This window comes from Rhodoferax saidenbachensis, assembly GCF_031457975.1.
GTDB classification, from domain to species: Bacteria; Pseudomonadota; Gammaproteobacteria; order Burkholderiales; family Burkholderiaceae_C; genus Allorhodoferax; species Allorhodoferax saidenbachensis_A.
Window position 1 is genome coordinate 1 of the sequence record NZ_JAVDXO010000017.1, and the last position, 25,067, is coordinate 25,067.

The following is a 25,067-nucleotide window of genomic DNA, read 5'->3' on the forward strand; positions in this document are numbered from 1 at the left end:
TCCACCACCAGCGATTTGAAGGTGATGACACTCCCCAAAACAGCGAGCAGAATGCCCAGCACCAGAGGGAAGTACCCCGGCCCCATGCGGGCCCCATTGCCGATGGTGTAACCGCTGGCGCCCCAGGCAAAGGCCACGCCAACGCCCATGAACATCAGGCCCGAGAAAAAGTCTTTTTGGCTTTGTATTTTCACGTTATGTCTCACGGATTATTTTTTTTGAAACGTGAAAGTGCTTAGTTTTTGATGGAGTTCAGCACCCGGTCGACCATGACACCGGCTTGTCCGAGGTTGTTCATCGGGTTGCAGAAGCCTTCCAGTTGTTCGCGGGTCACGTGCTTGTTGATCTCGGGGTGCTCGGCCAACAGCTCGATCAGATGACGCTTCTGCTTGAGCGCTTCGCGGCAGATGTCGTACACCAGATCGTGCGCATATTCACGACCGATGTAGGGGCCCATGCCCATCATCACGGCTTCGGACATGACGAGGCCATGGGTCATGTCAATGTTGCTGCGCATCTGCGCGGCATCCACTTCCAGTCCGGCCAGGATGAACTTGGTTTGTTTCAGCGCGCCGGACATCAGGCAGAAGATTTCAGGCATGGCCACCCACTCGATTTCCCAGGGGCCGGTGGAGCGTTCGTGGTCGGCCACCATGGCATCCATCAGGGATGCGGCCAACTGGCGCACTACCGAGATGTTGGCGTGGATGTAGAGGCAGGAAATCGGATTGCGCTTTTGCGGCATGGTGGAGGACGAGCCGCGACCGGGTGCATAGGGCTCGAACACTTCAGCCACTTCGGTTTGCATCAACAACTTCACATCCATGGCGATCTTGCCCAGCGAGCCGCCCACGATACCGAGGAAGGCCCCGACTTCCGCGAAGTTGTCACGCACGGTGTGCCAGGAGATCAGCGGTTGGCCCAGGCCTAACTCTTTCATCAGACCGGCCTGGGTTTCCATGGCACCGGTTTCGAGGGACGATAAGGTACCTGATGCGCCGCCGAACTCGCCGACCAGCACGCGCGGCTTGAGCTGTTGCAGGCGTTCACGGTGGCGCTCAATACCCGCGAGGATACTGGCCATCTTGTAGCCGAAGGTGATGGGGGTGGCCTGCTGCAGGTTGCTGCGACCGATGATGGGCGTATTGCGATGGGCTTTGGCCAGCTTGGCCAGAGAGCCGGAAATGTCCTTCAAGTCTGCCTCGACCAAGGCCAATGCCTCGCGGATCTGGAGTACTGCCGCCGTGTCGGTAATGTCCTGGGTAGTGGCGCCCCAGTGGCAGTATTCGCCGAGCTTGTCGCGGCAGTTGGCGTTGATCTGGTTGACCACCGCAATGATGGGATAGCCGATCTGCTCGGTTTTGGCTTTGAGCTTGACCCAATCGATCTGGCTGGGTTCGCAGTTCTTCACGATCTCGTCCGCTGCTTCTTTGGGGATGATGCCCAACTCGCCCTGCACTTTGGCCAAAGCACGTTCGATGTCGAGGTACTTTGCGGTGCGGTTTTCATCCGACCACACATGGCGCATGGCTGCGTCGCTGAACATATCGCCGAAGATTTTGGAGTCGATGATGGTGGAAGACATACTTTTTCCTTCTGGTGAGACGTAGTAAATGGGAGGGGCGGCGTCAGGCGCCAACTTGGGAGAATTGCTGGAGGTCTAGGAGACGCAGGGCGCGCAAGTACACAGGCTTGTCGACCATTTTTCCGTCCACCTGGAGTGCACCCGCCGGGCCATCTGCAACATGCGCGGCATCCCAGGCGGTGACGACCTGCCGGGCCCAATGAATGTCGGCAGGGAGCGGCGCAAGGGCGTTGCGTACGCCGGCCAATTGCGAAGGATGTATGCACATCTTGGCGCCGAACCCGATGCGCACGGCTTCTTGCATATCTGCTTGGGTGTGCTCGGCCAATAGAGAGGGTGTGACGCCTGCAACCGGTGCTGCAAGCCCTGCGGCCCGCGAGGCCAGCACCAGTTGCGAGGCTGCCAGCGTGAGCGTGGGGCTGTCGGCGGGAATGTTCAGATCCACCATCAGGTCCAGCGTGCCCAGAGCCAGGCGTGTGACTGCCGGGTGGGCGGCCATGGATTGGCAAGCCACGATGCCTGCCGCGGTTTCAACCAATGCAAGCAGCTCGGTGCCGGGGTGCATGGCATCGCGCACCGCTTGCAGGTCCGCAGCGGTTTCCGCTTTGGCCAGCATGATCCCGCAGGCTGGCAGCGTGCGCAGCAGAGCGAGGTCGGCTGCAAAGCAGTCACTGCGGGCGTCATTGATGCGCACCATCAGCTGCTGGCGTGGCAGCGTTGCGGTGATGGCGTGCATCCAGGCGTGGACCGATTGCTGGGCAGCCGTTTTGTCTGCCGGGGCGACAGCATCTTCCAGATCCAGAATGACGCGCTCAGCCCCACTGGCCGCCGCTTTGTTGAACCGCTCCGGGCGGTTGCCGGGAACGAAGAGGTAGGTGTAGGGGGCGGCAAGGCTCATGCTGCTCTCACACCGCGCCTTCGGCGCGCAAAGTTTCAATCTGGGCCGCCGTATAGCCGTAGCGGTTGAGGATGGCCTCGGTGTGCTGGCCCAATGCTGGTACTGGGTCCATGCGCGCGGCGCCATGCTGCCAACTGCCTGGCGGAATCAGGGCCGGCACAGCGCCTTTTGCGGTTTCTACTGTCGTCCAGCGCTGGCGAGCCTTGAGTTGGGGGTGCTCCCACACCTCTGCCATGGTGTTGACCTGTGCATTGGCGATGCCGGCTTCTTCCAGGCGCTGTGCGACATCGGCTGCGGTGAGGCTGGCAAAGGCCTGCAAGATCAGCGCTGATAGCTCCGCCCGCTGTGCGCTGCGTTTGGCGTTGGTGGAGAAACGCTCTTCGGTCGCGAGGTTCGGTTGGAGCAACACTTTCTCGCAGAAGATCTTCCATTCCCGCTCGTTCTGAAGACCCAGCATGACGGTCTTGCCGTCACCTGCGGCAAACGGCCCGTAGGGATAAATGGTGGCGTGGCTGGCGCCGGTGCGGGCGGGGGGCGTTGCACCTTCAAACGCATAGTAGAGCGGGTAGTTCATCCACTCGCCCAGAGCTTCGAGCATGGAGATGTCGATGCACTGACCCTGGCCGGTTTGCTGCCGATGCATCAGCGCGGCCAGGATGTTGGTGTAGGCATACATGCCGGCAGCGATATCGGCGATCGACGGGCCGGCTTTGGAGGGGGTGTCGGGTGTGCCGGTGACAGAGACGAAACCGGCTTCACTTTGAATCAATAGGTCGTAGGCCTTCTTGTCGCGGTAGGGGCCGTCGCTGCCATAGCCAGAGATATCACAGACGATGATGCCGGGCTTTACCTCGGAGAGCGCTTCATACGACAAACCCAGCCGGGCTGCGGCGCCCGGGGCCAGGTTTTGCACCACCACGTCAGCTTCTTCGATGATGAGGCGCATCAGGATCTTTTGTGCTTCTTCGTGTTTGACATCCAGGGTCAGGCTCTCTTTGGAGCGGTTGGTCCAGACAAAGTGGGAGGCCAAACCACGTACGCGCTCGTCATAGCCCCGGGCAAAGTCGCCGGTACCTGGACGCTCTATTTTGATGACGCGGGCACCCATGTCAGCCAGTTGCCGGGTGGCAAAAGGGGCCGCGATAGCGTGCTCCAGCGTGACAACAGTAATACCTTGGAGTGGTTGCATGGCGAGGAGGAGAAATCAGAGTGCGGGTTTAGGCGAGCGTGGCAGTGGCATCCATGGTCAGATAACCCTCATGGTCTCTGCCCCACAGGCGCACTGTCTTGCCGTCGGCAGACGGCTCTGCGTGTACGGAGAAAGGATGGATGTCGAAGGTTGGGCGCACGGCCTTGAATTGGAAGTGGCTCACGACGGCGTCCGGCCGCTTGCTGCGCAACAGGTCCATCAGCAACGTGGCAATCAGCGGGCCGTGGACGATGAGGCCGGGGTAGCCCTCGACCTCAGTGACGTATTTCCGGTCATAGTGGATCCGATGCCCATTGAATGTCAGCGCCGAATAGCGGAACAAGAGTACGTCGTCCGGCACGATGTGGCGCTCCCAAGCGGAGCCTGCTGGTGCCAGAGTGGGCGCTGGCGCGACATCATTCGGTCTGGGCGCGTCACGGTAGACGATGTCGTGGTGTTCGGTGAGTGCAGGGGCGGCTTCACCGTTGCGGCGGATCTCGTGGCGGACCTTCACGAAGATCAGGTTACCGGTGCGGCCCGATTTTTCTTTGACATCCACAATGGTCGAGGTGCGTCGCAGCGCATCACCGACCAGCAGGGGTGTATGAAACGTGAAATCACTACCGGCCCACATTCTGCGAGGCAGTGGTACGGGAGGCAGGAAGCTCCCGCGCTTGGCATGTCCGTCGGCCCCGATCTCGGATTGCGCATACATCGGCAGAAAGTACAACCAGTGCCAGAGGTAAGGCAGTGGCGTGCCGCTGGTGGGGCGCTGCCCGGCCAAAGGTGCGGGCCAATCGAGGGTGGCGGACAGCGCGGCGTACGGTGTTGCTGTTGCAAAGTCATCCACAGTCTCGCTGCGGCCGATCCAGTCTTGCAAATTCATGAGGGTCACCTGCAGTTCAGTCGATCTGGATCTTGGCCGCGGTCACCACGGATTTCCAATGCGCAGCTTCTTTTTTGACAAAGGCTTTGAGTTGGTCGGGCGTGCCGGTTTCGACTTCTGCCCCTTGGTCTTCAATCTTTTTCTCTGTGGCTTTGTCGTTGAGGACGGCGTTCATCTCCTTGTTCAGTTTGTCGATGATGGCCTTGGGTGTCTTGGCAGGTGCAAACATGGCGTACCACTGCGACATATTGACATTGGGAATACCTTGCTCCGTCAACGTGGGCACGTCAGGCATGACGATGGAGCGCTTTTCGCCTGCGATGCCCAGAGCGCGCAACTTGCCGCCTTTGATTTGCGGGTAGGCGGTGAACATGCTGGGGAACATGTACTGGGTGCTGCCGGCGATGGTGTCGACGATGGCAGGTGCCGAGCCTTTGTAGGGGATGCCCTGCACTTCCAGGCCTGCCGCCAGCCGGAACATCTCTCCGGCAATGTGGGGGGCGGTCCCGTTGCCGGCACTGGCGTAATTGAACGTGTTCGGTTTGGACTTGATCAATTGGACCAACTCTTTTGCGTTCTTGGCGGGGACGCCGTTGTTCACCACCAAGACGGTGGGTGACGCAGCAACCATTCCAATGGGCTCGAAGTCGGCAACCGGGTCGTACTTCAGTTTTTGCAGGGCGGGGTTGATGCCATGTGTTGCGATGTACCCGAACATGAGGGTGTAGCCGTCCGGGTTGGCTCGGGCAACTGCTTCCGATGCAATGGCGCCCGCAGCACCCGCCCGATTTTCAATGATCACAGGTTGGCCCAATCGTGTGCTCAGCCCCTGGCCAATGATGCGTGCAATCGCGTCATTGGCACCGCCTGCTGCAGTGGGGACCACGATGGTGATGGTTTTCTCCGGCCAAGCCTGGGCCAGAGCAGAGGTGACGGGAACGGCAAGTGCGCACAACGCAACCGTGTTTGCAAACAGTTTTTTCGATGGCATGGCTTTGTCTCCTGGGTTTTGTGGATTGGATATTGCGCCTGGCCGATGGTTTTGTGAATTGCAACTTTTGCTAGTATTAGTGCATGGCACGCATTAATTTCGATTTGCAGCAACTGCAGGCTTTTGTGGCGGTGGCTGAACGGGGTAGCTTTCGCGCCGCCGCAGATGAGATCCATTTGTCCTCCCCAGCCTTGAGTCGGCGTATTGAAAGGCTGGAGTCCATCCTGGGCGCCAAGCTGTTCAACCGCACCACCCGGGAGGTGAAACTGACTCCTTTGGGGCGAACATTTCTGGAGCGTGCGCGTGCGGCACTGGATGATCTGGAGGCCGCCATGCTCGGCATTTCCGACATTGCCGGAAGCCGTACCGGCAGGGTCACCGTCGCATGCGTGCCCTCTGCCGCTTTGCACTTTCTGCCATCCGTGGTCAGCTCCTTTAGCGATAAATTTCCCGAGATCCGCATCCGTTTGATGGATGAAGCGGCCGGTCAGGTGCTGGCGAGTGTGCTGGCCGGTGAATGCGACTTCGGCATCAGTTTTATGGGCAGCCAGGTGCCGGGCGTGGATTTCCACCCGATTCACGATGATGAGTTTGTATTGGCAATGCCCCGGGGACATGCCTTGTCCCAACGGCGTTCTGTAGCTTGGGCAGACGTGTTAAAGGAAAAGCTGATTGCGGTAGCCCGCAGCAGTGGCAATCGTCAGCTGTTGGACGATGCATTGGCCAAGGCCGGGTGCAACCCTTCGTATCGCTTTGAGGTCAGCCACATTGCGACATTGCTGGGCATGGTGGAGGCGGGCCTCGGAATGGCAGCGGTGCCGAGGCTGGCACTGCCTGCAAGTCACCCTACGCTGGTGGGCGTGACCTTGCGAAAGCCTTCGGTATCCCGCCAACTTGGCCTCACTACTTTGCGCGGAGCGACGTTAAGCGCACCGTCGCAGGTGTTTTATGAGCACCTGCGTACGGCACTCCAGTCCAAGAAAAAGCCTACGGTGTCAGCGTAGTGGGCACAGCCTGGTCCAGCAGCCCGGGGTAGTCGCGGCTGAAGTGCAGACCGCGGCTCTCGTGGCGGGCCTGGGCGCTCTTCACGATCAGATCGGCCACCTGCACCAGGTTGCGCAGTTCCAGCAGGTCGCGCGTGACGTGGAAGTGGGCGTAGAACTCTTGAATCTCACCCTGTAGCAGCGCAATGCGGTGGGCCGCGCGTTCCAGCCGTTTGTTGGTGCGCACGATGCCCACGTAGTCCCACATGAAGCGGCGCAGCTCGTCCCAGTTGTGGGAGATGACCACCGATTCGTCCGAGTCGGTCACGCGGCTGTCGTCCCACACGGGCAGGGCCTGGGCGGGTGTGGCTGCATTCTTGGCCAGCTCTTCGGTAATCCAGTGCGTGGCCGAGCGCGCAAACACCATGCACTCCACCAGCGAGTTCGATGCCAGGCGGTTGGCCCCGTGCAATCCCGTGCAGGCCGATTCGCCCACGGCGTAGAGGCCGGGCACCTGGGTGCGGGCGGACAGGTCGGTCTGCACCCCGCCGCAGGTGTAGTGCGCGGCGGGCACCACGGGAATGGGGTGCTTGGACATGTCGATGCCCAGCTCCAGGCAGCGCGCGTAGATATTGGGGAAGTGCTCCTGGATGAAGGCCAGCGGCTGGTGCGAGATGTCCAGGTACACGCAATCAAAGCCACCTTTTTTCATCTCGAAGTCGATGGCACGGGCCACCACGTCGCGTGGTGCCAGCTCGGCACGCGGGTCGTGGGCGGGCATGAAGCGCGTGCCATCGGGCAGCAGCAGGCGGCCACCTTCACCCCGCACGGCTTCGGTAATCAAAAAGCTTTTGGCATGTGGGTGAAACAGGCAGGTGGGGTGGAACTGGATGAACTCCATGTTCTGTACTGCACAGCCCGCGCGCCAGGCTGCGGCAATGCCATCACCGGTGGCGGTGTCGGGGTTGGTGGTGTACAGGTACACCTTGCCCGCGCCGCCCGTGGCCAGGATGGTGTGCGGCGCCTGGAAGGTGAGCACCTCGTCAGTGTCGTCGTCCAGCGCGTACAGGCCCACGCAGCGGTTCGGCCCCCCCTGGCCCAGCTTGGCGGTGGTGATCAGGTCCACCAGCGTGTGGTGCTCAAACAGCGTGATGTTGGGGCTTTGCTTTACCTTCTCGATCAGCGTTTGCTGCACGGCCGCGCCGGTGGCATCGGTTACGTGCACGATGCGCCGGGCGCTGTGGCCGCCTTCGCGCGTGAGGTGCAACTGTCCGGCGTGTCCAGCCTCTTCTGAGAAGGGCACGCCCAGCTTCTGCAGCCAAGCAATGGCCTGCGGCGCCTGCTCCACCACAAACTGCGTGGCGGCTAGGTCGCACAAGCCAGCGCCGGCCACCAGCGTGTCGTCCACGTGGGCGGCAAAGCTGTCGTCCTTGTCCCACACGGCGGCAATGCCACCCTGGGCCCAACCGCTGGAGCCTTCCCGCACTGCGCGCTTGGTAAGGATGGCCACTTTGTGATGCGGGGAAAGCAAGAGCGCGGCACTCAGTCCGGCCAGGCCGCTGCCCACGATGAGTACGTCAAAAGTTTGCAGGGAGGGTGGAGAGGAAGTGGTCATGCAATGGGAGGAAAAAGAAGTGCTGGCAGCCTGGTGGATGCCCTAATGGGTGCGCTGGTACCAGCGTGTGGTGTCCTGCCACAGAGGGCGAAACACCAGTACCAGCAGCGTCAGCGCCAGCGGCACGGTGGTGACAAAGCCCAGGGTCTTGAAGCCCATGGCGCCAGCCAGTGCGCCACCAATAAAGCTGCCAATCAGGAGGCTGTGCAGGCGCAGCTTCTGGGTGTTGGCGTGTACGGGGTTGGAGGCGTTGGCGGGATTGATGTAGGCCATCTTGCCCAGTTCAATGCCCACGTCGGTGACCAGGCCAGTGAGGTGGGTGGTGCGGATTTCGGCGCGGGAGATTTTGGTGATCACCGCGTTTTGCAGGCCCATGATGAAGCACAGCAGCGTGACCGTGAGCGGGGCGAAGAAATAGGTGGCGTAGTTCATGGCGCCACCAAACACGCCGAACAGCAGCAAGAGCGCGGCTTCCAGCAGGAGGGGCAGACCATAGGCGGACAAGAGCTGGCGGCGCAGCCCCCAGTTGACGAGGATGGCCGTCGTCATTGCGCCCACCACAAACGAGATCAGCATGGCCAGCCCGGTCAGCATCACATCGGTGTGGCCCAGTACGAACGAGTCCACCACGGTGGACACCACGCCGGTGACGTGGGAGGTGTATTCGTGCACGGCCAGAAAACCGCCGGCATTGGTGGCCCCGGCTACAAAGGCAAGCGCCATGCCCAAGCGCGTGTTGGTCTGGGGCGTGCGCTCCGTGTCAACCCAACCGTGGATCCAGGGGAACATGCGTCTGTGGTCCGGTCGGTTGGGGCAGGTTTAGTGGATGCGCATGCCAGGTTGGGCGCCGGGCCATGGGTTGAGGATGTAGATGCCGGGGTTGAGCTTCTCATCCCCATGGCTGGCCGCCATGACCATGCCCTCGGACACGCCGAACTTCATCTTGCGCGGCGCCAGGTTGGCCACCAGCACGGTGAGCTGGCCGACCAGCTCTTCGGGCTTGTACATGCTGGCAATGCCGCTGAACACATTACGGTGTCGGCCTTCGCCCGCGTCCAGCGTCAGGCGCAGCAGCTTGGTAGAGCCTTCCACGGCTTCGCAGTTCACGATCTTTGCAATGCGCAGGTCGATCTTGGCGAAGTCGTCGATGGTGATCAGCGGGGCGATTTCCTCGCCGCCAGGCACGGTTGCTGCAGTTTCAGGAGCTGCTGGCGCAGATTCCACGGGGGCTGGAGGCTCAAACAATGTATCCAATTGCTCGGGGGTGACGCGTTGCATCAGGTGTTGGTAGGGCTGGATGGCTTGCACATCGCCCGCCACCTGCCACCGCTGCATGTCCACACCTACAAAGCCCTGCACCGCGCTGGCCAGACCGGGCAGCACGGGCGAGAGATAGCGCGTGAGCGTGGCAAAGGTGTTGATGAGCACCGAGCACACCTGGTGCAGCGCCTGGTTGTTAGCCACGTCCTTGGCCAGATCCCAGGGCTTGTTCTGGTCCACATAGGCGTTCACTTTGTCAGCCAGCAACATGATCTCGCGCGTGGCCTTGCCGTACTCGCGCGCTTCGTACATCTGCGCCAGCGCATTGCTGGCGCCGCGCACTTCGGCCAGCAGGGCCGCACCGGTGGCACCAAAGTCGCTGGTCAGCTTGCCGTCAAAGCGCTTGGTCAAGAAGCCCGCCGCACGGCTGGCAATGTTGACGTACTTGCCAATCAGGTCGCTGTTCACGCGCGCCATGAAATCGTCGGCATTGAAGTCGATGTCTTCATTGCGCGCCGACAGCTTGGCCGCCAGGTAGTAGCGCAGCCACTCGGCGTTCATGCCCAGGCTCAGGTACTTGAGCGGGTCCAGGCCGGTGCCGCGGCTCTTGCTCATCTTCTCGCCGTTGTTCACGGTCAAGAAGCCGTGCACAAATACATTGTCCGGTGTCTTGCGGCCGCTGAACTTCAGCATGGCGGGCCAGAACAGGGTGTGGAAGGTGACGATGTCTTTGCCGATGAAGTGGTACTGCTCGGTGTCCGCAGCGGCCATGTACTCGTCAAAGCTGCGCGTGTCGCCGTGCTTGGCCTTGGGGCCGCCCTTGTCGAACCAGTTCTTCAGCGAGGCCAGGTAGCCCACGGGCGCGTCTAGCCACACATAGAAGTACTTGCCCGGCGCGTCGGGAATCTCGATGCCGAAGTAGGGCGCGTCGCGGCTGATGTCCCAGTCGCCCAGGCCTTCGCTGGTGGTGCCGTCCGGGTTGGTGCGGATGGTGAACCATTCCTTGATCTTGTTGGCCACCTCGGGCTGCAGCTTGCCGTCCTGTGTCCAGTTCTCCAGAAACTCCACGCAGCGTGGGTCGGACAGCTTGAAGAAGAAGTGCTCGGAGTTCTTCAGTTCGGGCTTGGCGCCGGAGAGGGCCGAGAAGGGGTTGATCAGGTCCGTGGGCGCGTAAACCGAGCCGCAGACCTCGCAGTTGTCGCCGTACTGGTCCTTGGCGTGGCACTTGGGGCACTCGCCCTTGATGTAGCGGTCGGGCAGGAACATGTTCTTCTGGGGGTCGAAGAACTGCTCAATGGTGCGCACTTCAATCAACGAGCCGTCGGCGCGGTCGCGCAGGTCGCGGTAGATCTGACGTGCCAGCTCGGTGTTTTCGGGCGAGTGGGTGCTGTGCCAGTTGTCAAAGCTGATGTGAAAACCGTCCAGGTACTGCTTGCGACCAGCCGCAATGTCGGCCACGAACTGCTCGGGCGTTTTGCCGGCCTTCTCGGCCGCAATCATGATGGGCGCGCCGTGGGTGTCGTCCGCGCCCACAAAGTTCACCGCGTTGCCCTGCATGCGCTGGAACCGCACCCAGATATCAGCCTGGATGTATTCCATGATGTGGCCGATGTGGAAGTTGCCGTTGGCGTAGGGCAGGGCGGTGGTGACGAAGAGTTGGCGGGGCATGGGGAAATCGACTTTCACGGAGGAACTGGGGATTTTAGTCGGGCCCTGCTTCTAGAATGATTCCCCAGGGAAAAGGGAGTTCTTCATATGAAAAAGCTGTTTTTAGCGGCGTGGCTTGTTTTCGCGACGTTTGCGCAAGCCAAGGAGGTTGCGCTGTGCGCTCCTTTTGAGAAGCAGGCAAATGCTCTGAAAGGACGCAAATTCACGCTGGAAGAGTTGACCTCCGTTGCAGGGCAGATGGGGTCTGGCAAGGTGGATGCCGAGATAGGAGTCATGTTGGTCTGTGGCATTGGCATCGACAAAGACCTTGTCAAGGGACTGGAACTCCTAGAGACGGCTGCGGAGGCCGGCGACAGGGAGTCCATGCTGTTTTTGTATGCCTATTACAGCGGTCTGGATGGCGCTGCCGCCGATGAAGCCAAGGCCATGCACTGGCTGCAGGTGGGTGCCAAGCATGGCGATGCCAGGATGCAGTTGCAACTGTCGCAGCGCTATATGGAAGGACGCGGAGTCGGCAAAGACCCGGTTTTGGCGAAGCACTGGTATGACAGAGGGCTTGCAACAAGCCAGGCCTTCATTTCTGTGGCAGCGGGCGCAGCGGAATTCGAGAAGAAGAACTACGCCCTTGCATTGCAATGGTTCAATCGTGGTGTCGCGGCCGATCGCGAAGAAGGTTTGCGCTCGATGAAGTTGTTGGCTCAGGCATCGCCGGCCGGTCAATACGCGATGGGCCTGTTCTACATGCAGGGCGGAAGCGTTCCCACAGATCTCGAGGAAGCCTTCAAGTGGTATCGCTTGTCCGCCGAAGCTGGATTCGCGCCAGCCCAAGAGGAACTGGCCTATGCCTACGAGTGGGGACGGGGTGTTCCCAAAAATATGGAAGAGACCAAGTTTTGGCGGGAAAAGGCTGCTGATGGCGGGGAACAGGCTGCCCAAGAGAGATGGGAGAGGGCCTATGGCAATAAGCCGTGGGAGAAAGAGCAGCGAGCGCGATACGAGGCCCTGCGCGAAGCAACCAAGGATGGCAGCGCCAAATCCAAGATGGCCATTGCTTATTTCCTGGCGAGAACCAACTCCAAGGAGGCCATCGATTGGCTGCAAAAGGCGACTGACCAGGGCAGCTCTGAGGCGGAATACAAGCTCGGGATCATTTATTGGTATGGCCAGCTAGGTACTTCTGATTCCGCCGAAGGGCTCAAGCTCATCCGGCGTGCGGCGTCCCAAGGTTATTCGGATGCCGTTGTGTGGTTAGCCCGCGCATACCACCAGGGGACGGACTTACCGGCAAATCTGGTCGCCGCCTATGCCCTGCATTTCCTCGCAGTGCCGGACCAAGCGGATGCAGCGCAGCGTTTGGAAAGCTACAAGCCGCCGTTTGACGAAGCGATGAGTAGCGAGGAACTCACCCGCGCGCGGCAGTTGGCTCTGGATATGGGCAAGCCGGGGAATTTTCTGGCGGCATTGGATGGTGCAGTCACTTCGGGAGAAGTACGTTGATGAAGCAGACCAAGTTTTTTAAAGGCCTGTTCCTATCGTTGTTCTGGTCATGCAGTCTCATAGGTGCGGCCCATGCGGCGGCCGCGCCGGAATACAAAATTGAGAAGCCACCAATGTGGATTACGCAGATTGCGCCGGACACCAGTGCGCAGTTAACGCAGAACCAGCAGAGCGAAGGCGTGTCGTATCTCCTGGTGGATCGCCAAATCCTGGTCCAGGGCAACACTCGGCAGACCTACTACCACTCCGCGCTGAAGATCCAGAACGAGAGCGGGCTGGAGAACTCGTCTAACGTCGAAATTCGCTTTGATCCTTCCTACCAGACGCTGCATTTGCACTCAGTCCAGATCCGCAGGGGTGACAAGATCATCTCGAAGCTAGTGCCTTCTGCCATCAAGGTGCTGCAGCGCGAGAAGTCACTGGAGCAGCTGATCTTCAACGGCAGCAAGACGGCCAACCTTTTCCTCGAAGATGTGCGCGTGGGGGATGTGGTGGAGTACGCCTACACGGTGCACGGCAGCAACCCGGTGTTTGGTGGGCGGCACTACAGCCAGTTCGAACTGCAGTGGGGCGTTCCCGTGTTGGAGGTTCACGCCCGCTTGCTGACGGAGCCGGGACGCAATCCCGCCATCAAGTCGCTGAACAACGCGCCAGAGCCTGTCGAGCGCCGGGTGGGTGGCTTGCAGGAATATGTGTGGAGCCAGAAAGCGGTGGCCTCGCTGCGCGTCCGGGACGATGCACCGGCGTGGTTCGATCCCTACCCCAGCGTGCAATGGAGCGACTTCCGTGACTGGCAGTCGGTGGTGCAATGGGGCGTGCCGCTGTACGCGACGCCCACCCGCTTGCCGGCTGAGCTGACGGCGGAGGCGGAGCGCATCAAGAGCCAGTACGTCAAGCCGGCAGAACGCGCAGCAGAGGCGCTGCGCTATGTGCAAAGGACGGTGCGTTACCTGGGCGTGGAAGTGGGGCCCGGTTCCCACGCACCCACCCCGCCAGAGCTGGTGCTGTCGCGCCGCTTTGGGGATTGCAAGGACAAAACCTTGTTGACCCTAACGCTGCTCAAGGCTGTGGGCGTGGAGGCCAATGCGGCCTTGGTAAGCACTCGGTACAAAAAAGGCATTGCGCAGTGGCAGCCGTCGCCCGGGGTGTTCGACCATGTGATCGTCCGAGCCAAAGTCGGGGGCGATGAGTTCTGGCTGGATCCGACGTTGCCGCAACAAATGGGCGGATTGAGCGACATTTCACAGGCCAATTTTGGCTATGCGCTGGTGCTGGAGCCGCAGCAAACTGCGTTGACCGAGATCCAGCAGGGCAGTGCCATGATGTACAACCGCAAGGTGCTGGCTGTGTTGGACAGCAAGGCGGGAACCGGCAAGCCGGTCTCCTATACCGTGACAACGGTGTTGGACGGCCTGAGCGCCGAGCGCACGCGCAATTCGCTGGCCAAGGATGCACCTGACGACGTGCAGAAGCAGCTGGTGAATTACTACGCCCGTTTCTACCCCAGCATTTCCGTAGCTCGTCCCTACGAGATCAGCGACAACGCCACCACCAACCGGCTCACCATGACGGAGTACTACGTGATTCCGGAGTTCTGGGCTCAGGGCAAAGGTAAGGCGATGGAAGCCTATGTGGCGGTACCGGATGTCAATGATTACCTGCGTGCGCCACGGAACACAGTGCGTACGGAGCCCTTGGGCCTGTTCCACCCGGCAGATGTCCGGCAAACCACCTATGTGCTGCTGCCGGAATCCTGGAAGTTTAAGGAGGGTACTTCCATCATCAAGGACCCCGCGTTCGCGTTTGAGAGTTCGGTCAAATTTGAGCTGGGGCGTCTGACCTTGGTGGATCAATACCGCTCGCTGTCTGACGCTGTCAAACCCTCCGATATGCCCGCCTATCTGGATAACCTGCGTAAGTCGCGTAATATTCTGGGCTACTCCTTCAACCGTCCAGCCAAGGATGGGGACTGAGTCGCAGCCCGGCCTACAATCCCGCCCACTTTTGACTCAAAGGACATCCATGCACGCCATGGCAGCCATCAGCCCTTCTGACTTCCTGGCCCGCACCTTCCACACCGTCGTGTTCGCCGGTGGTGGCAACCGCTGCTGGTGGCAGGCCGGGGCGGTGGAGCGGCTGTGTGAGCAGGCCAATTGGCAGGCCAAGCGGTTGATTGGGGTGAGTGCGGGTGCGGGTATTGCCACGGCTTTTGCCACGGGGCGTTTGCAAGAGTCTTTGCGTGCCGCGGTGGAGCGGTTCAACAACACGCCTAAGAACATCATCTGGCGCGACCTGCTCAAAGGCAAACGGCCGTTTGTACTGCCACGCATTTATCCGGACTGGATCGAGAGCTTTCTGCAGGCTGCAGATTTGCAAAAGCTACAGCGTGGCACGCTAAAGGTGGATGTGGCCATCACTCGCCCCATCCCTTTCTTGCCCGTGACCTTGTCCACCGCTGTGGCGCTGGCCTTGTATTCGACCGAGAAGTTCTGGCTCAAAACTTTCCACGGCCGCCTGCCGCATTGGGTGGGCTTGCGCCCCGAATACCACGACCTGACCGACTGCCCACAGCTGGACGACGCGCGCAGCCTGCTGCTGGCTTCTGCCGCGGCGGTGCCCATCACGCCCACGCACAAGGTCAACGGCCGCGCTGCGCTGGACGGTGGCTTTTATGACAACGTGCCACTGCCACAAGACCGTGCGGACGATGCGTGCACGCTGGTGCTGCTGACGCGCCACCGGGCAGATTTGCCGCAGGCGTTTGACTTTCAGGGTCGTACCTATTTGCAGCCCAGCCGCGCGGTGGATGCGACCAATATGGACTGCACCAGCGGTCCCAATGTGCAGAGCACCTATGACCAGGGTCTGGACGACATGGGCGCCTGGCTGCGCAAAGCCTAGGTGCCCATCAGGGATCAGTCCTTGAACACCGGCGCGCGCTTCTGCATGTTCGCCGTCATCGCTTCCGTCAAGTCCTGGCTCATCAGCATGGCGGCGTTCCAGGTGGCGATGTAGTTCAGGCTGTCGGCCACGCTGTGGTCGCGGGCGTAGGTGATCATTTCCTTGGTGCCGCGGATGGACAGGGGGGACTTGGCGGCGATGGTGGCCGCAATCTCTTGCACCCCGGCGTACAGCGCCTCGCGGCTTTCAAACACGCGGTTCACCAGACCAATCTGCTTGGCCTCTGCGGCTTCCATCTTGCGGCCCGTGTAGGCCAGCTCGCGCGTGATGCCGTCGCCCACGAGCTTGGGCAGGCGCTGCAGCGTGCCCACGTCGGCGGTCATGCCGATGTCGATTTCCTTGATGCTGAAGTAGGCATCGGCGCTGGCGTAGCGCATGTCGGCGCAGGTAACCAGGTCGATGCCACCGCCAATGCAGCCGCCGTGGATGGCGGCCAGCACCGGTTTGCGGCAGCGTTCCAGGCTGGTCAGCGTGTCCTGCATGTCCAGAATCACGCGGCGCATGGCCTCGCGGGAGCGGCCGTCGCAGTCGTTGGCAATCTGCGCGTTCATGCCCATCATCATCTGCAGGTCGATGCCCGCGCAGAACAGCTTGCCCTCGCCCTGCAGCACGGCCACGCGGGCCTCGGGCGTGCGGTCCACCCACTCAAAGGCCTGGCGAATTTCCTGCCACATGGTGGCGTTCATGGCGTTGGCCTTGTCGGGCCGGTTCAGGCGCACGGTGGCGATGTGCGCGTCCAGCGTGACGCTGAGGGTTTCAAATTGCATGTCTGTCTCCTATTTATCAGTGTTTTAGGCCGCTAGCCCCCGTGGAATATGCGCGAGCAGCTAGCAAAACCATAGCGTTTGAGGCGTGCGCAGTCAGACCTTGGCAGGCTTCATCATTGCCAGGTAGGGCGCCAGGCGCTTGCCCATCTCCTCCCCAAGGGCCTGCAAGCCGCTCAGGGGCCGCACCATCACCTCAAAGTCCACGATCTTGCCCTCGGCATCGAACTGCACCATGTCAATGCCCTTCAGGTCTTTGCCATTCACCTGCGCGCTGAACTCCAGCACGAGGCTCAGACCGTCGGCACTGGCCAGTTCGCGGTGGTAGGTGAAGTTCTCAAACACCTGGATCACATTGCCCAGAATCAGCTGCACCGCCTGCGCGTTGGGGTAGGGCGTGTGCGCCATGGGCGAGCGGAACACTGCCTTGGGGTGCAGGATGCTGGCCAGCTCACCCAGGTTCTTTTCCTCCACCATCTGGTGCCACAGCTTCAGGCTGGCGGCCACGGGTGCGGGCAGGGTTTGCTCTAGCGTGGGCGCAGCACCGGCCTTGGGCGCTTCGGCTTTCTCGGCGCCAAAAGCCAGTGCCAGCTCGGTGCCCTGCTTGATGGCGCGTTTGGCGTCCAGCTCGGCGGCCACATCGGCGCCGCCAATCAGGTGCACGGTCACGCCGGCGGCTTGCAGCGCGGCTTGCAGTTCACGCTGCGGGTCTTGCCCCGCGCAGATCACCACGTTGTCCACCGGCAGCACCATGTCCTTGTCGCCCACAGTGATGTGCAGGCCCGCGTCGTCTACCTTGCGGTAGGTCACGCCGTTGACCATCTCCACCTGGCGGTTCTTGAGGGATGTGCGGTGGATCCAGCCCGTGGTCTTGCCCAGGCCGTCGCCTACCTTGCTGGTCTTGCGTTGCAGCAGGTAGACCTTGCGCGGGGTCTTCTCAATGTGCGCGGGCTTCAGGCCACCCGCGTGGGCAAACGTGGTGTCCACGCCCCATTCGGCAAAGAACTTGGCCTGGTCCAGGCTGGGGCTGGTGCCCTCATGGAGGAGGTATTCAGCCGTGTCAAAACCAATGCCGCCCGCGCCAATCAGCGCTACGGTTTGGCCCACAGGCTTTTTGTCGCGCAGCACATCCAGATAGCCCAGCACCTTGGGGTGGTCCATGCCTTCGATGTCGGGCTTGCGTGGACTCACACCCGTGGCCAGCACCACCTGCGTAAAGCCGGCGGCGGTCAGGTCTTGCGCACGCACGCGCTTGCCCAGTTGCAGCGTCACGCCCGTGGCTTTGATATGCGTGCCGAAGTAGCGCAGCGTCTCGTAAAACTCTTCCTTGCCCGGTATCTGCTTGGCCACATTGAACTGGCCTCCAATCTCGCTGGCTGCGTCAAACAGCGTGACCTCAAAGCCGCGCTTGGCCGCTTCGGTGGAGAAGGCCAGCCCGGCGGGGCCGGCGCCCACCACGGCAATGCGCTCCTTGCGCGGCGCGGGCGTGGCCACCATCAGGGTCTCGTGGCAGGCGCGCGGGTTCACCAGGCAGCTGGTGATCTTGCCGCCAAAGGTGTGGTCCAGACAGGCCTGGTTGCAGCCAATGCAGGTGTTGATGGTGTCGGCCTTGCCGGCCGCGGCCTTGGCCACAAAGTCGGGGTCCGCCAGAAAGGGGCGGGCCATGCTCACCATGTCGGCCATGCCATCCGCCAGAATTTGCTCGGCCACTTCGGGCGTGTTGATGCGGTTGGTGGCCACGAGCGGAATCTTCACCTTGCCCTTGAGCTGCTGCGTCACCCAGGCAAAGGCCGCGCGCGGCACCTTGGTGGCGATGGTGGGGATGCGCGCCTCGTGCCAGCCGATGCCGGTGTTGAGGATGGTGACGCCCGCTGCCTCCAGTGCCTGTGCCAGCTGCACCACTTCTTCTTTGGTGGAGCCACCTTCCACCAGGTCCAGCATGGAGAGGCGGAAGATGATGATGAAGTTGGCGCCTACCCGCGCCCGTGTGCGGTGCACGATCTCCAGCGGAAAGCGGATGCGGTTTTCATAGCTGCCGCCCCAGGCGTCATCGCGGTGGTTGGTTTGCTTGGCGATGAATTCGTTGATCAGGTAGCCCTCGGACCCCATGATCTCCACGCCGTCGTAGCCCGCGCTTTGCGCCAAGGCCGCCGCGTTGGCGTAGTCCTCAATCGTTTGCTCCACTTCCTCAGAGGTCAGCGCATGCGGGCGGAAGGGGCTGATGGGGGCTTTGAGCGCGCTGGGCGCCACCAGCTCGGGGTGGTAGGCGTAGCGGCCAAAGTGCAGGATCTGCATGCAGATCTTGCCGCCCGCGGCGTGCACCGCCTCGGTCACCACCTTGTGCTTGTCGGCTTCCTTCTGGCTCGTCATAGCCGCGCCGCCGGGCATGGGGCGTGCGCGGTCATTGGGGGCAATGCCACCGGTCACGATGAGGCCCACACCGCCCTTGGCGCGCTCGGCATAGAAGGCGGCCATGCGCGCAAAGCCATCGCGTGCTTCCTCCAGGCCCACGTGCATGGAACCCATGAGCACGCGGTTTTTGAGGGTGGTAAAGCCCAGGTCCAGCGGGGCGAGCATGTGGGGGTAGGTGGCGGTAGCGGCGGTCATGGGGCGGTCTCCGTTGTTGTTGGGCGGCTGCGGGTAACTATGCAACCAGTTGCAGCAGTGTAGAAGTCTAGCGAAGTTTATGCAACTGGTTGCATAGTTAGAGGGCTGCCCTTAGACTCGCCCGCATGTCGCTTGCCCACGCCGTGCTCACTTCCCTCATCGAAAAACCGTCCTCCGGCTACGAGCTGGCGCGCCGCTTTGACAAGTCCATCGGCTACTTCTGGCACGCCACCCACCAGCAGATCTACCGCGAACTGGCCCGCATGGAAGAAAAAGGCTGGATCGTCTCCGACACCGCCCCCGACGCCGGCGCCACCCGCAAGCGCGAGTACAAGGTGCTGCCCGCCGGCCGCGCCGAGCTGGTGCGCTGGACGCAGGAGCCCACTGCGCCCATCGACCTGCGTGATGAATTCATCGTGAAACTGCGCGCCGACGCGGCGCTGGGCGAGGTGGATTTAAGTGGCGAACTGCGAGCCCGTATTGCCCAGCACACTGAAAAGCTGGCGCACTACCGGGCGATTGAGGCGCGTCATTTCGCAGGGGGCGACGCCATGCCGCGGGCCGCGCGGCTGCAGCACCTGATCCTGAAGAAAGGGATCATGTATGAGGAGGGGAGTGTTGCCTGGGCGCGGGAGGCGTTGGGGGTGTTGGAGGGGGTGTAGAGTGTGCGAATGTCTATAAGAACCCAGTTCATATATCACCCGGAAAATGATGGATTTATTGCGCAGCAAGTTCTCAGTTCATCAAAATCTAACCAACAGTTGAATCTAAGTGAATTCTCAATAGGCCAGCTTAACCGTCCAGATGCTGGTTATTGGAATGCGATGGCATCTGTCGATGTAATCGTTCTACTTGTGAGTTCTACATTCAACAGGATTGCTCCTTACATATATGCACACGACAATTTCTTTCGTGCCCAAAAGGGAATTTTGGGCATTGACATAAGTTCGATACCAAATGAATGGGGCGAGACAAGAAAAAAATCAAATGTATGGCTGGACTATCAAAATATTGGTCTCGGCAAGAGTATGCGAGACCTAATTGAAGTTCATAACATTCCCAAAGACACAGAACCGTACGGGTATATCTCTTCCAGCATCTCATTGTGGATAGATAAAGCACACAAGTGTGCGCAGTCTGGCTATTCCAACGGCTAGCCTTGGAAGCATTCATTTCCGTGCCTGCAAGTCGACAAATCAACCTTTGAGTGACTGCACCCATCGGCAATGACCGTCCGTCTTGGGATGGTCGAACACTTGCCCACTGACGATGAAAACAACAAAGCCCGACATCTCTCGATGCCGGGCTTTGTTGTTTTTGCAGCGCTGGTTGATGTGGACCAGCGCCGCTCAATCTGCCAATCAGGCTGCCAGTTTGGCAATGCTGTTGGCTGCTTCGCCCAGCGCTTCAGCCTTCTTCGCGTCGCCCATGGCCACGCCTTCGGCGCGCACAAAGCGCACAAAGCGCACATCGGTGATGCCCAGGTAACCGAACACGGTTTGCAGGTACCTCTCTTGGTGCTCCGCAGCACGGCCCCAGTCGTTGGTGGACTACACGCCACCGCCGGTGAGGAGGGGCGCATTGCCTGGGCGACGGAGGCTTTTGTCGGTTCTGGAGGGAGTTGGCTGTGCCCAGCTCGGTCAGGCCATTCGTAACTATTCGTTACGATTGCACTCCAGTGCGGCCCATTTTCGGCCGTTCCAAAGAGGTCACACACAATGGCAAGCGCTATGTTGAATATTCGGAAAGCCATGCTGCTGCTGATGGCGTGCACCCTGTGCGGCTTCAGTCATGCCGAGCCCACCGAGATTTCCTTTTACTTTCCCATCGCCGTGGGTGGGCCGGTCGCCAAAAGCCTCTCGGCGCTGGTGGCAGATTTTGAAAAAGAGAACCCCGACATCCGCGTCACGCCGACCTACACCGGCACTTACAAGGACTCCATCGTCAAAGCGCTGACGGCCCATAGAAGCGGTACACCGCCGGATGTTGCCGTGCTGTTTGCGGTGGACATGTTCACGCTGATCGATGCCGGCGCCATCGTGCCATTCGACGATTTGGTGAGCAATGCCGACGATGTTGCCTGGATGCGCGGCTTCTACCCTGCGCTGATGGCCAACAGCCGCGCCGCTGGCCAGACCTGGGGCATTCCCTTCCAGCGCTCCACCATCCTGCTGTACTGGAACAAAGAGCTTTTCCGGCAAGCAGGGCTGGACCCTGACCTCCCACCGGCCAACTGGACTCAGATGGCCGACTTTGCGCAAAAGCTCACGCGGCGCGACGACGCTGGCATCACCACACAGTGGGGGCTACAGATTCCTTCTTCTGGCTTTCCATACTGGCTGTTCCAAGGGCTGGTCACCGGCAACGGCGCCCAGCTCATGAATGAGGCCGGCACCAAAACCTGGTTCGACCGTCCCGCCGTGGTCGAGGCCCTGCAGTACTGGGTGGACCTGTCGCGTACGCGCAAGGTCCACCCGCCCGGTGTCATTGAATGGGGTAACACGCCCAGCGATTTCCTCAGCGGCAAGGCCGCCATGATCTGGACCACCAGCGGCAACCTGACCAATCTGAAGGCCAAGGCAGGGTTTGCTTTCGGCGTCGGCCCGCTGCCCGGCAACAAGCACGCCGGTTCGCCCACGGGCGGTGGCAATTTCTATGTGTTCCGCAAGACCACACCCGCGCGGCAAAAAGCCGCGTTCCGGTTCGTCCAGTGGATGGTCGCTCCCGAGCGCACCGCGCGCTGGAGCATAGATTCTGGCTACATCGGCGTGAGCCCGGCCGCGTGGGACACGCACACCATGAAGGACTACCTGATGGCCTATCCGCAGGCGGCTGTCGCACGCAACCAGTTGTCACACGCCGTGGCGGAACTGTCCACGCACGAGAACCAGCGTGTCACGCGAGCCTTGAACGCGGGGCTGGTCTCTGCACTCACCGGCGCCAAGACGCCGCAAGAGGCCTTGAAGGACGCACAGACGCAGGCCGAGCACATCCTGCTGCCTTACCAGCGCTAGGGCCTGTTCACCTATGCAAAACACCGCCCCCGCGCCATCCAGCGCACCACGCACAGCCCCGCCAGTACTTGGGCGCCTGCGCTTCTTGAGCTATGTGCTGCCGGCTGTGGTGCTGGGCTTAGCGCTGACCGCCACCTGGTTTTTCTGGGAGCGCGAGCACCGGGAGATCGGGCAGGTTCTGCAGGGTGAATTCGACGCGCGCGTGCGCGAGACCACCAGCCTGTTCCGGGAGCGCATGCTGGCCTATGAGCAGGCGCTGCGCGCCACCCATGGCCTGTTCGCCACGTCCGACAACGTGCAGCGCGGCGACTTCCAGTCCTTTGTCGCCAACCTGCGCATCCAGAACCATCCGGGGCTGCAGGGCATGGGCTTTGCGCTCATCGTGCCGTCGGCCGAACGCGAGCGGCATATCGCCGCTGTGCGCAGCCAGGGCTTTCCGGCTTACACGGTGCAACCGCCAAGCGATACCGGTGCCAGCACTTCAGCGCTGTATTTCGAGCCCAGCGGCTCCTCGTTCCTTAGCACGTTGGGAACGGACTTTTTTCTGGAACCCTCGCGCCGGCCAGCCATGGAGGCCGCGCGCGACAGCGACGGCATCGCGATTTCCAACAAGGTGAAGTTGCCCGAAGAGGATGCCGCCCAGGTACAGGCCGGCTACCGCATGTACCTGCCGGTCTACCAGAACGGCAAACCCCACAGCACCTTGGCCGAGCGCCGTGCCCACATCAAAGGCTGGATCTACGCCGCCTTCAGCATGGATGGCTTGATGGACAACATCTTGGGTGAGCGCGCCAACATCACCGTCGAGGTCTATGACGGCGCCGGGCAGGACGACGACCAACTGATAGATACCTACAGCGACCGGGTGGGCGGCGAGTCGACGCTCACGCTGTTCTACACGACGCAGCAGGTCGAAGTGGGTGGCTACGGCTGGACACTGACGGCCCACTCGCTGCCCAACTTCACCACCGAGATTGCCATCAGCCGGCTGCAATGGGTCGCTCGGCTGGGCGTGGTGGCCAGTGTGATGGCGGCGCTGCTCACCTGGTTTGTGCTGATGCGCCGCATGCGGGGACTGCGCGCCGCCGCCGACCTGCGCATTGCCAAGGAGCAGGCCGAGGCGGCCAGCCATGCCAAGTCGCAGTTCCTGGCCGTGGCCAGCCACGACCTGCGCCAGCCCATCCAGGCGCTGAGCCTTTTTGTTGCCACGCTGCAGGCCATGTCCAAGCGCGTCGAACTGACCGGCGCCGAGGTGGGGCACATCGCCGCCCGCCTGCAAATGGCGCTCAACGGCCTGGGGCGCCTGCTCAACGGCCTGTTTGATCTATCGCGCCTGGACAGCGGCACTGTGACTGTCACCCAGCGGCCGGTGGACATGGCCGACCTGCTTACCGAAGTCGGCAACGCCTTTGCTGGCCCCGCGCAGGCCAAGGGACTGGATTTCCGGGTGGTGATGCCGCACGGTTTGTGGGTCGAAACCGACCCGTTGGTGCTGGCACGCGTGCTATCCAATCTGGTGGCCAATGCCGTGCGCTATACCGAACAAGGCCGCATTCTGGTGGGTTGCCGAAGGCATGCGCAGCATGTGGAGTTACAGGTGCTGGACACCGGTATCGGCATTGCGCAGGAAGAATGCGACCGGATCTTCGGCGAGTTCTACCAGGTGCCCAATGTGGCGCGCGACCGCGAGCACGGCCTGGGCCTGGGGCTGGCCATCGTCTCGCGCTCGGTGCAATTGCTGGGTGGGCAGATCCAGGTCCGGTCCAAGCCCGGCAAGGGCTCGATGTTTTCCATCACGCTGCCGCGTGCGCCTGCGCCCGAGCTTCCCGTTTCACGCCCCGCAGACCCGCAGGGGCCATTTGCGGGCAGTGTGCTGGTGATCGACGACGACCCCGAGCTGCGCGAATCCATGCAACGCCTATTGGCGGAATGGAAGCATTCCGTGCTGGTGGCCGCCTCGCTCGAAGACGCGCTGGCACTTGCCGGCAGCCACCAGAATGACATCCGACTCATCCTTTCGGACTATCGCCTGGCAAGCGACGTCACCGGCATCCACGCCATCCAGGCGGTGACGCGCCGCCTGGCACGCAAAGTGCCTGCTGTGATCATCACCGGTGACACCTCGGCGCAGCCCATTGCCGAGGCCGCGCAGCACGGCCTGCGCTTGGTCTATAAACCGGTGGAGCCGCAAGTGCTGGCCGACCTGATGAGCAGCATTCCATGAGCAACCCCATGACTTTCACAACCGGCGTTACCGCCCACATCATTCTTGCTGAAGACCACGTGCTGATGCGTGAGGGGCTGAAGATGCTGCTGTCCACCCAGCCGGGCTTTGAAGTGGTAGCGGAAACCGGCGACGGCCGGGCCGTCGAGGCGCTGGCGCAGCAGTTCCGCCCCCAGTTGCTGCTGCTGGACCTGGGCCTGCCGGGGCTGCACGGTGTGGACGTTGCCGCCGCCATCAAGGCCGAGTTTGCGGAATCGGTCAAGGTGCTGGTGCTGACCGGCGACCTGCAGCCGCATTCCGTCAGGCAGGCGTTGGCGGCAGGCGCCGACGGTTATGTGCACAAGAGCGAGGACAGCACAGAGCTGCTGCAGGCGGTACACGCGGTGCTGGCCGGTCGTCAGTACGTCAGCCGCAACATCGCTGCAGCTTTCCTGCCGCGCCCCCTGCGTTCTGATACCGGGGGAACCGAACCGGTGGCCACCCCGCGCGAGCGCGAAACCATGTCACTGGTGGCGAGCGGGCTGAGCAACCTTGAAATCGCCGAGCGGCTGTTCATCAGCGTGGAGACGGTGCGCACGCACCGCAAGAACCTGATGGAGAAATTCTCGCTGCGCAACGCGGCAGAGATTACAGCCTACGCCGTGCAGCGCGGCTACTACATGCTGTCCTGAACGGCGCGTGGTCCTTTGCGCTGAATGATGCGGTGCCACGTGCCAAGCGGTTACAGCGCACCTAGCCTATATGAGGCGGGGAGTATTGCCTGCGCGCGGGAAGAGTTGGGGGTGTTGGAAGGGGCCTATAGCCTGAGAAGAGAGTCTTTAGCGACAGCGTTGGGCCGAGGCTGTGTGGAAACGCTCATCCGTTTCCATCCAGCGGCAGCTTGGCGGCAACCCAGTAGGTTTGTTTGACGAATACCGTGTTGACG

Annotated in this window: 19 protein-coding genes and 2 pseudogenes; 9 read left to right on the forward strand and 12 right to left on the reverse strand. The window is 61.5% G+C overall.

Features of this window, described 5'->3' with window-relative positions; all coding sequences use genetic code 11:
• From J2X15_RS21060 to J2X15_RS21085, 6 genes are all read right to left on the reverse strand, one after another.
• Positions 1 to 194: tripartite tricarboxylate transporter TctB family protein (locus tag J2X15_RS21060; protein ID WP_310346970.1), on the reverse strand; the 194-nt coding region annotated here is incomplete at its 3' end.
• 41 nt (positions 195 to 235) lie between these two features.
• Positions 236 to 1,585, reverse strand: coding sequence for a class-II fumarase/aspartase family protein (locus J2X15_RS21065; RefSeq protein WP_310346973.1), 1,350 nt, complete (start codon positions 1,583 to 1,585; stop codon positions 236 to 238).
• A gap of 43 nt (positions 1,586 to 1,628) precedes the next feature.
• Entirely contained in the window at positions 1,629 to 2,483 is an 855-nt protein-coding gene (locus J2X15_RS21070) for an HpcH/HpaI aldolase/citrate lyase family protein (protein ID WP_310346975.1), read from the reverse strand.
• Between the two features lie 7 nt (positions 2,484 to 2,490).
• Entirely contained in the window at positions 2,491 to 3,672 is a 1,182-nt protein-coding gene (locus J2X15_RS21075) for a CaiB/BaiF CoA transferase family protein (RefSeq protein ID WP_310346978.1), read from the reverse strand.
• Between the two features lie 28 nt (positions 3,673 to 3,700).
• Positions 3,701 to 4,558, reverse strand: coding sequence for an HTD2 family dehydratase (locus J2X15_RS21080; protein WP_310346981.1), 858 nt, complete (start codon positions 4,556 to 4,558; stop codon positions 3,701 to 3,703).
• Positions 4,559 to 4,574: 16 nt separating this feature from the next.
• Positions 4,575 to 5,549, reverse strand: coding sequence for a Bug family tripartite tricarboxylate transporter substrate binding protein (locus J2X15_RS21085; RefSeq protein WP_310346983.1), 975 nt, complete (start codon positions 5,547 to 5,549; stop codon positions 4,575 to 4,577).
• Between the two features lie 104 nt (positions 5,550 to 5,653).
• On the opposite strand from J2X15_RS21085, the gene J2X15_RS21090 reads away from it, so the two are divergent.
• A complete protein-coding gene (locus tag J2X15_RS21090) occupies positions 5,654 to 6,553 on the forward strand; it encodes a LysR family transcriptional regulator (RefSeq protein ID WP_310346986.1) in 900 nt (299 codons plus the stop codon).
• Here J2X15_RS21090 and nadB read toward each other — a convergent pair.
• The 3 genes from nadB to metG are packed head-to-tail and all read right to left on the reverse strand — an operon-like array spanning position 6,537 to position 11,075.
• On the reverse strand, positions 6,537 to 8,147 hold the full coding sequence (gene nadB, locus J2X15_RS21095; RefSeq protein WP_310346988.1) for an L-aspartate oxidase: 1,611 nt from the start codon (positions 8,145 to 8,147) through the stop codon (positions 6,537 to 6,539). The genes J2X15_RS21090 and nadB overlap by 17 nt on opposite strands.
• 42 nt (positions 8,148 to 8,189) lie before the next feature.
• On the reverse strand, positions 8,190 to 8,936 hold the full coding sequence (locus J2X15_RS21100; RefSeq protein ID WP_310346990.1) for a YoaK family protein: 747 nt from the start codon (positions 8,934 to 8,936) through the stop codon (positions 8,190 to 8,192).
• 30 nt (positions 8,937 to 8,966) lie between these two features.
• Positions 8,967 to 11,075, reverse strand: a complete 2,109-nt coding sequence (gene metG, locus J2X15_RS21105) for a methionine--tRNA ligase (RefSeq protein ID WP_310346994.1) — start codon at positions 11,073 to 11,075, stop codon at positions 8,967 to 8,969.
• An 87-nt stretch (positions 11,076 to 11,162) separates the two neighbouring features.
• Here metG and J2X15_RS21110 point away from each other — a divergent pair, with 87 nt between their 5' ends.
• The 3 genes from J2X15_RS21110 to J2X15_RS21120 all read left to right on the forward strand — a co-directional run bounded on the left by J2X15_RS21110 (position 11,163) and on the right by J2X15_RS21120 (position 15,473).
• The gene (locus tag J2X15_RS21110) at positions 11,163 to 12,572 is read left to right on the forward strand and encodes a tetratricopeptide repeat protein (protein WP_310346996.1); all 1,410 of its coding nucleotides are present in this window, start codon (positions 11,163 to 11,165) and stop codon (positions 12,570 to 12,572) included.
• 113 nt (positions 12,573 to 12,685) lie between these two features.
• Positions 12,686 to 14,545, forward strand: a complete 1,860-nt coding sequence (locus tag J2X15_RS21115) for a DUF3857 domain-containing protein (RefSeq protein ID WP_310346998.1) — start codon at positions 12,686 to 12,688, stop codon at positions 14,543 to 14,545.
• Positions 14,546 to 14,594: 49 nt separating this feature from the next.
• Positions 14,595 to 15,473: a patatin-like phospholipase family protein gene (locus tag J2X15_RS21120; protein WP_310347000.1), complete on the forward strand. Its 879-nt coding sequence runs from the start codon at positions 14,595 to 14,597 to the stop codon at positions 15,471 to 15,473.
• Between the two features lie 14 nt (positions 15,474 to 15,487).
• On the opposite strand, the gene J2X15_RS21125 is transcribed toward J2X15_RS21120, so the two are convergent.
• Positions 15,488 to 16,300, reverse strand: a complete 813-nt coding sequence (locus J2X15_RS21125; RefSeq protein WP_310347003.1) for a crotonase/enoyl-CoA hydratase family protein — start codon at positions 16,298 to 16,300, stop codon at positions 15,488 to 15,490.
• 582 nt (positions 16,301 to 16,882) lie between these two features.
• Positions 16,883 to 18,904 (reverse strand): annotated as a pseudogene (locus tag J2X15_RS21130) (oxidoreductase); the annotation flags it as partial.
• A gap of 125 nt (positions 18,905 to 19,029) precedes the next feature.
• Here J2X15_RS21130 and J2X15_RS21135 point away from each other — a divergent pair.
• The gene (locus tag J2X15_RS21135; protein ID WP_310347006.1) at positions 19,030 to 19,566 is read left to right on the forward strand and encodes a PadR family transcriptional regulator; all 537 of its coding nucleotides are present in this window, start codon (positions 19,030 to 19,032) and stop codon (positions 19,564 to 19,566) included.
• A 9-nt stretch (positions 19,567 to 19,575) separates the two neighbouring features.
• Complete coding sequence (locus J2X15_RS21140; protein WP_310347008.1) at positions 19,576 to 20,061, forward strand: hypothetical protein; 486 nt, start codon at positions 19,576 to 19,578, stop codon at positions 20,059 to 20,061.
• A gap of 204 nt (positions 20,062 to 20,265) precedes the next feature.
• Here J2X15_RS21140 and J2X15_RS21145 read toward each other — a convergent pair.
• A pseudogene (locus tag J2X15_RS21145) lies at positions 20,266 to 20,454 on the reverse strand (NAD(P)H-dependent oxidoreductase); the annotation flags it as partial.
• 168 nt (positions 20,455 to 20,622) lie between these two features.
• On the opposite strand from J2X15_RS21145, the gene J2X15_RS21150 reads away from it, so the two are divergent.
• Genes J2X15_RS21150 through J2X15_RS21160 form a run of 3 tightly spaced genes read left to right on the forward strand, consistent with a single transcriptional unit; the run spans position 20,623 to position 24,813 of the window.
• The gene (locus J2X15_RS21150; RefSeq protein ID WP_409034322.1) at positions 20,623 to 21,918 is read left to right on the forward strand and encodes an ABC transporter substrate-binding protein; all 1,296 of its coding nucleotides are present in this window, start codon (positions 20,623 to 20,625) and stop codon (positions 21,916 to 21,918) included.
• Positions 21,919 to 21,931: 13 nt separating this feature from the next.
• On the forward strand, positions 21,932 to 24,142 hold the full coding sequence (locus J2X15_RS21155) for a CHASE domain-containing protein (RefSeq protein ID WP_310347013.1): 2,211 nt from the start codon (positions 21,932 to 21,934) through the stop codon (positions 24,140 to 24,142).
• Positions 24,143 to 24,150: 8 nt separating this feature from the next.
• A complete protein-coding gene (locus tag J2X15_RS21160; RefSeq protein ID WP_310347015.1) occupies positions 24,151 to 24,813 on the forward strand; it encodes a response regulator in 663 nt (220 codons plus the stop codon).
• The last annotated feature ends 254 nt before the right edge of the window (positions 24,814 to 25,067 follow it).

Coding starts and splice junctions, on each gene's coding strand:
- J2X15_RS21065 (WP_310346973.1), bottom strand. CDS start 1,585: ATGTCTTCCACCATCATCGACTCCAAAATCTTCGGCGATATGTTCAGC.
- J2X15_RS21070 (WP_310346975.1), bottom strand. CDS start 2,483: ATGAGCCTTGCCGCCCCCTACACCTACCTCTTCGTTCCCGGCAACCGC.
- J2X15_RS21075 (WP_310346978.1), bottom strand. CDS start 3,672: ATGCAACCACTCCAAGGTATTACTGTTGTCACGCTGGAGCACGCTATC.
- J2X15_RS21080 (WP_310346981.1), bottom strand. CDS start 4,558: ATGAATTTGCAAGACTGGATCGGCCGCAGCGAGACTGTGGATGACTTT.
- J2X15_RS21085 (WP_310346983.1), bottom strand. CDS start 5,549: ATGCCATCGAAAAAACTGTTTGCAAACACGGTTGCGTTGTGCGCACTT.
- nadB (WP_310346988.1), bottom strand. CDS start 8,147: ATGACCACTTCCTCTCCACCCTCCCTGCAAACTTTTGACGTACTCATC.
- J2X15_RS21100 (WP_310346990.1), bottom strand. CDS start 8,936: ATGTTCCCCTGGATCCACGGTTGGGTTGACACGGAGCGCACGCCCCAG.
- metG (WP_310346994.1), bottom strand. CDS start 11,075: ATGCCCCGCCAACTCTTCGTCACCACCGCCCTGCCCTACGCCAACGGC.
- J2X15_RS21110 (WP_310346996.1), top strand. CDS start 11,163: ATGAAAAAGCTGTTTTTAGCGGCGTGGCTTGTTTTCGCGACGTTTGCG.
- J2X15_RS21115 (WP_310346998.1), top strand. CDS start 12,686: ATGTGGATTACGCAGATTGCGCCGGACACCAGTGCGCAGTTAACGCAG.
- J2X15_RS21120 (WP_310347000.1), top strand. CDS start 14,595: ATGCACGCCATGGCAGCCATCAGCCCTTCTGACTTCCTGGCCCGCACC.
- J2X15_RS21125 (WP_310347003.1), bottom strand. CDS start 16,300: ATGCAATTTGAAACCCTCAGCGTCACGCTGGACGCGCACATCGCCACC.
- J2X15_RS21135 (WP_310347006.1), top strand. CDS start 19,030: ATGTCGCTTGCCCACGCCGTGCTCACTTCCCTCATCGAAAAACCGTCC.
- J2X15_RS21140 (WP_310347008.1), top strand. CDS start 19,576: ATGTCTATAAGAACCCAGTTCATATATCACCCGGAAAATGATGGATTT.
- J2X15_RS21150 (WP_409034322.1), top strand. CDS start 20,623: ATGGCAAGCGCTATGTTGAATATTCGGAAAGCCATGCTGCTGCTGATG.
- J2X15_RS21155 (WP_310347013.1), top strand. CDS start 21,932: ATGCAAAACACCGCCCCCGCGCCATCCAGCGCACCACGCACAGCCCCG.
- J2X15_RS21160 (WP_310347015.1), top strand. CDS start 24,151: ATGACTTTCACAACCGGCGTTACCGCCCACATCATTCTTGCTGAAGAC.